This is a genomic window from Phenylobacterium sp. (assembly GCF_044358365.1).
Lineage (GTDB): Bacteria > Pseudomonadota > Alphaproteobacteria > Caulobacterales > Caulobacteraceae > Phenylobacterium.
In genome coordinates this window covers 1-4,680 of sequence record NZ_JBIKNZ010000119.1, presented here as the reverse complement: position 1 = coordinate 4,680, position 4,680 = coordinate 1, and the positions used below count along the sequence as shown (strand labels likewise).

Below are 4,680 nucleotides of genomic sequence, written 5' to 3'. Positions count from 1 at the left end.
TGACCAACGGTAGAACAGAACTCATAATTCAGACGCCCCTTTGCGATCGCGTGAGAGAGACCATCCGACGTCCGCGACAGGCGACGTCTGCAGGCCCTCTGCCTCTTCGCGTTTCCCCAACAAGAACTAGGGCGCAGGAGTGCGCCCCGGGAAAGACGGCGGAAACTACTCGGGTTTGGCGGTCTCGCGCAACCGCTGGCCGATCGAAAGGATAGAGGGGGTCAGGCGGGGGTCAACGGCGTACGTCGACGAGGGACCTGGGAGGAGATCACCACCGACCGGATCTGCCCGGGTCCGGCGATGGCGTTCGCCTCCCGGGTTATGGTGGCGATCAGCCGCGGCGCATCAACCTTGGTGAGATCGGATGCCAGGGTAAAGGGGGCCCGGTGGGCTGATCGAACCAGAGCATCCCGGAAGAGCGGCTCCATCTCCCTGATCCGCCCGGCGTTGGCGGCACTGGTCAGATTGATCCGCAAACTGACAAACACATGATTCACGACGGAATTCTTGGACAAGATAGGCAAGGCCACCGTCTTGAGATCGACATACTGGGCGTCGACGCCCTTCTCTTCCTTCTTTGCCCCGGCCGCCATCGCCGGACCGGAAAGGCTGGTCAGGAGTGCGGCCGCAACCGAAATTTTCAGTATGGCTTTCATTGTCACAGGGTAGGCTCAAATCCTTGCGGCAAGGTTTCCGTGAACCATCCGCGTGGCGAGTTGGCATCAGAACTGTTAGGCTCGACCCCCAGGTTCAAGTTTCAGGAGCACGGAGCATGTCTCCCACCCGGCGAGGTGCGGCGTTGGGCTTGTTGTCAGCCGGGGCATTGGCCGCGCCTGTGACACGCGCAGTCGCCAAGGCGCCTGCCGAGACACCGCAGACCGAACTCCCCGACGCGGACGAGCCGCCGACGGAACTCGCCACGCAGCAGAGCCGGAACGACCATATGATGGCGCCTGTCGGCATCAATGGGCAGGGGCCGTTCAGCTTCCTTCTGGATACGGGCGCCAACATCAGCTGCGTTTCGCGTCGCCTTGCCGAGGAACTGAACCTCGTCAGCACGGAACAGACCCGGGTCCATACGGTGGTGGGCGTGCGCTCGAGGCCCATCGTGAAGCTCGATCTCCTGCAGATCGGACCTCGAGACCGTAAAAATGTGCGCGCGCCCGCCCTGCCGATCAAGGCGCCCGAGATCGACGGTATCCTTGGCGTGGACTGGCTCAAGGGCCAGCGCCTGACCCTGGATTTCAAGGGCCGCAAGATGGAGATCACCAAGTCGCGCTCCGACCGCGATGAGCCCGGTCGCGCCGTCGTGGTGCCGGCGCGCCGCCGCAAGGGGCAGTTGACCATCGTCGACGCCGACCTGGGCGGGAAGCCGATCAGCGCCATTATCGACTCGGGCGCCCAGGGCTCCATGTGCAATCGTCTCTTGCGCGACATGGTCCGCCGCGAGGAACAGGCGTCCGGTTCCGTGGACCGTAGCGCGCCCGAGGTGGTCATGATGGAAACACTGGCCGGCGAATCCTTCAGCGGCGAGACCGTTTTCCTGCCGTTCCTGCGACTCGGTGGGCTTCGACTGGGCAACGTGCCGGTCACCTTCGCCGAGGTGCATGTCTTTGACGTCTGGGGCCTCAAGGACACGCCGGCGCTGTTGCTGGGCATGGATCTGCTCAGCCAGTTCGAGAAGGTCTCCCTGGATTTCGGTCGTTCCGCCGTGCGGTTCGACTTCGTCTAGTCCGGATGATCGGCCGCGCTGGCCGGGGCGATGTGGGGCGGAAACGTCGCCGCCATCGGTTCGTAGAATGCGCGGGCGTCAGCCAGTCGTCGGCGCATATCCGCCAGCACCTCGGGATAATTGCGCGCGACGCTGTAGGTCTCGCCGGGGTCGGCCTGCATGTCGAACAACAGCAGCAAGCCATCCAGCGGAGCATCGAATGTGCGGTAGTACGAACGCGCCACCAGCTTCCAGCGCGCAGTACGGACCGCCACCACATGGTTGTTGTTGAACAGCGCGATCTGATCGTGGGGTGAGCTGCCCTCTCCGGTCAACAGTCCCGAGATATCCCGGCCGTCCAGCTCAATTGTGGACGGCTCAAGGCCCGCCAGGCCCAGCGCGGTTGGCAGGAGGTCCAGGTTGCTGGCCAGTCCGTGCTCCACCCGCCCCGCCGGGATCCGCCCCGGCTGGCGCGCAATGAACGGGACACGATAGCCGCCCTCCCAAGCGGCTCCACCCTTGCGGTCCCGGAACGGCCCGGACGAGCCTTCAAACCATGGCCCGTTGTCCGAGGTGAACATCACCAGCGTATCCTCATCCAGCCCCAGGTCCTTCAGGCGAGCGAGCAGACGCCCGATGTTGGTGTCGATTTCCTCGACCACCTCGCCATAGTCGCCCGCCGGCGATCCGGTCAGATCGTCGGGATTGGGACGAAGCGGGATGTGAGGGGCGGTCAGGTTCAGCAGAATGAAGAACGGCGCGTCGCGGTTGGCTTCCACAAACGCCAGGGTCTGTTCGAAAAACCGCTGCGTCAGCCGGGCCATGTCGACCTTGTCGTCGTGCGCCGCCACATCCTCGCCGGCACCTTCGAACAGCGCCAGCGGGCGCATGTCATGGCTGTAGGGCACGCCATAGAACCGGTCGAACCCGTACAGCGTAGGCGGCCAGTGCGGCGCCACGTGGCCCAGATGCCACTTGCCGATCAGCGCAGTGGCGTAATGTGGCTTCAAGGCCTGGGCGATGGTGACCTCGCTGCGCGGCAGGCCCGTGGTGTCGGCGGGCTGGATCACCTCGTGCGCGAGGCCGGAACGGATCGCATAGCGACCCGTCAGCAATCCCGCCCGAGACGGCGTGCAGACATTGGCCGAGGCGTAGAAGTCCGTGAACCGCACGCCCTCCGCCGCCATCCCGTCGAGGTTCGGCGTGCGGATATGGGTCCCGCCGTCGCAACCGATGTCGCCGTAGCCAAGATCGTCGGTCATGATGATGATGATGTTCGGCTTGCGCATTGAAGGCTCCTGTCGCGGCCGCATACCCGGGCTCATTGATGACTCCAGCCGCCGGATCCAGGATCCACGCGCGCACCGCCCACGAAGACAGACACGCCCTCCCCGGCCACCACCTCGCCGATCACGGTGAAGCCCGGCAACGCCACCGGCGCCGTCGCCACGATCTCGTAGTCATCGCCACCGCTGGCCAGCGCGATCCGGGCCGCCGCTTCTGCAGGCTGCGCGTTGAGCCAGGCGCGCGCGGCGCTGGAGATCGGCAGGTGATCCAGATCGATCCGCAGCCCCACCCCGCCGGCCGTCGCCAGGTGTCCTGCGTCGGCGATCAGGCCGTCCGACACGTCCGCCGCAGCCGACGCATGGGCGCGTACCACAGCCGCCAGATCCAGCCGCGCCCGCGGGTTGCGATACCGCCGGGTCAGGGATCCGTCGGGGTCCGCCAGGCCGCCGCGCGCCGCAGCCAGCCCCAGCCAGGCGTCGCCGATATGACCACTGACCATCAGCCGATCTCCCGGTCGGGCGCCGGCGCGCCGCACCATTCCGCCCTCGGGAACCCAGCCCATCGCGGTCAGGCTGGCCGTCAGCGGCCCGGGTGTTCCCACCGTATCGCCCCCCAGCAGGCTGACCCCCGCCTCGCGCAGGTCCTCGCCAAGGCCCCGGGCAAACGCCTTACGCTCAACCGCGCCGTAGGCGGGCGGCCAGGCGATCGCCAGAAACACCGCAAAAGGCTCCGCGCCCTTGGCCGCCAGGTCCGACAGATTCACCTGCGCCAGCCGCCGCCCGACCAGGGCCGGATCCTCGCTACTCAGGAAATGGACCCCCTCGACGATAGCGTCCTTGGTGATGACCAGTTCATGCCCGGATCGGGACGCGACCAGGGCCGCATCGTCCAGCAGGCCCAGTGCGCCCGGCGCACCGCGCGTCAGCGGCAAGAACAGCCGACCGATCTCCCCGAACTCATCGAGCGCGCCATCAGGCCGGCCGGACATCCCTGGCCACCCCATCCAGCGCGCCGTTCACAAAGCCCGGCTCTGTTCCCTCGAAGAAGCTCTTGGCCACGTCGACATATTCGTCGATGGCCACCTCGGTTGGCACATCCGGGCGGTTGGCCAGTTCGAAGGCGCCGGCCCGCAGGATCGCGCGCACCGTGGCGTCGAGCCGCTCCAGTCGCCAGCCCTCGGCCAACCGCTTAACGATGGCCGCATCCACGCGCGTTTGTTCGGCCACCACCCCGCGCACCAACTCCGCAAAGAAACCCTCATCCGCCGCAGCCAGATCGATTCCGTCCGCATCCCGGTCAAACCGGTGTTCGGTGAACTCGCGGATCACGTGTTCCACGCCGATGGACGACACCTCCATCTGGTAGAGCGCCTGCACGGCGGCCAGACGAGCCACCGACCGGGACTGTCGCGCGCTCATCGCGCCGCGCCGTACAACTGCTGCTTCAGGGCGATCATGCTCAACGCCGCCCGCGCCGCGCCGCCGCCCTTGTCGCCCTCGCTCACACGGGCCCGGGCCCAGGCCTGGTCCTCGTCCTCGGTGGTCAGGATCCCGTTGCCGATGCAGGCGCGCCTGCTCGTCGTCAGGTCCATGATCCCGCGGGCCGACTCGTTCGACACGATCTCGAAGTGATAGGTCTCGCCCCGGATCACCGTGCCCAGCGCCACATAGCCGTCGTACAGC

General features: G+C 66.6%; 6 protein-coding genes. 1 reads left to right on the top strand and 5 read right to left on the bottom strand.

Annotated features, from left to right (window positions below):
* Nucleotides 1-221: 221 nt before the first annotated feature.
* Nucleotides 222-656: a hypothetical protein gene (locus ACIQ3B_RS17990; RefSeq protein ID WP_397405033.1), complete on the bottom strand. Its 435-nt coding sequence runs from the start codon at nucleotides 654-656 to the stop codon at nucleotides 222-224.
* 116 nt (nucleotides 657-772) lie between these two features.
* Here ACIQ3B_RS17990 and ACIQ3B_RS17985 point away from each other — a divergent pair, with 116 nt between their 5' ends.
* Complete coding sequence (locus ACIQ3B_RS17985) at nucleotides 773-1,732, top strand: retroviral-like aspartic protease family protein (protein ID WP_397405031.1); 960 nt, start codon at nucleotides 773-775, stop codon at nucleotides 1,730-1,732.
* Here ACIQ3B_RS17985 and ACIQ3B_RS17980 read toward each other — a convergent pair.
* The 4 genes from ACIQ3B_RS17980 to ACIQ3B_RS17965 all read right to left on the bottom strand — a co-directional run.
* Nucleotides 1,729-3,000, bottom strand: a complete 1,272-nt coding sequence (locus ACIQ3B_RS17980) for a sulfatase (RefSeq protein ID WP_397405029.1) — start codon at nucleotides 2,998-3,000, stop codon at nucleotides 1,729-1,731. The two genes, ACIQ3B_RS17985 and ACIQ3B_RS17980, sit on opposite strands and share 4 nt — an antisense overlap.
* Before the next feature lie 32 nt (nucleotides 3,001-3,032).
* Complete coding sequence (gene thiL / locus ACIQ3B_RS17975) at nucleotides 3,033-3,986, bottom strand: thiamine-phosphate kinase (RefSeq protein ID WP_397405027.1); 954 nt, start codon at nucleotides 3,984-3,986, stop codon at nucleotides 3,033-3,035.
* Nucleotides 3,970-4,416 carry a transcription antitermination factor NusB gene (gene nusB / locus ACIQ3B_RS17970; protein ID WP_397405025.1) on the bottom strand — a complete coding sequence of 149 codons (447 nt, stop codon included), beginning with the start codon at nucleotides 4,414-4,416 and terminating at the stop codon, nucleotides 3,970-3,972. Before nusB ends, thiL begins: the two co-directional genes overlap by 17 nt.
* Nucleotides 4,413-4,680, bottom strand: a 268-nt coding sequence (locus tag ACIQ3B_RS17965) for a 6,7-dimethyl-8-ribityllumazine synthase (RefSeq protein WP_397405023.1), incomplete at its 5' end; no start/stop codon positions are given. The genes nusB and ACIQ3B_RS17965, both read right to left, overlap by 4 nt.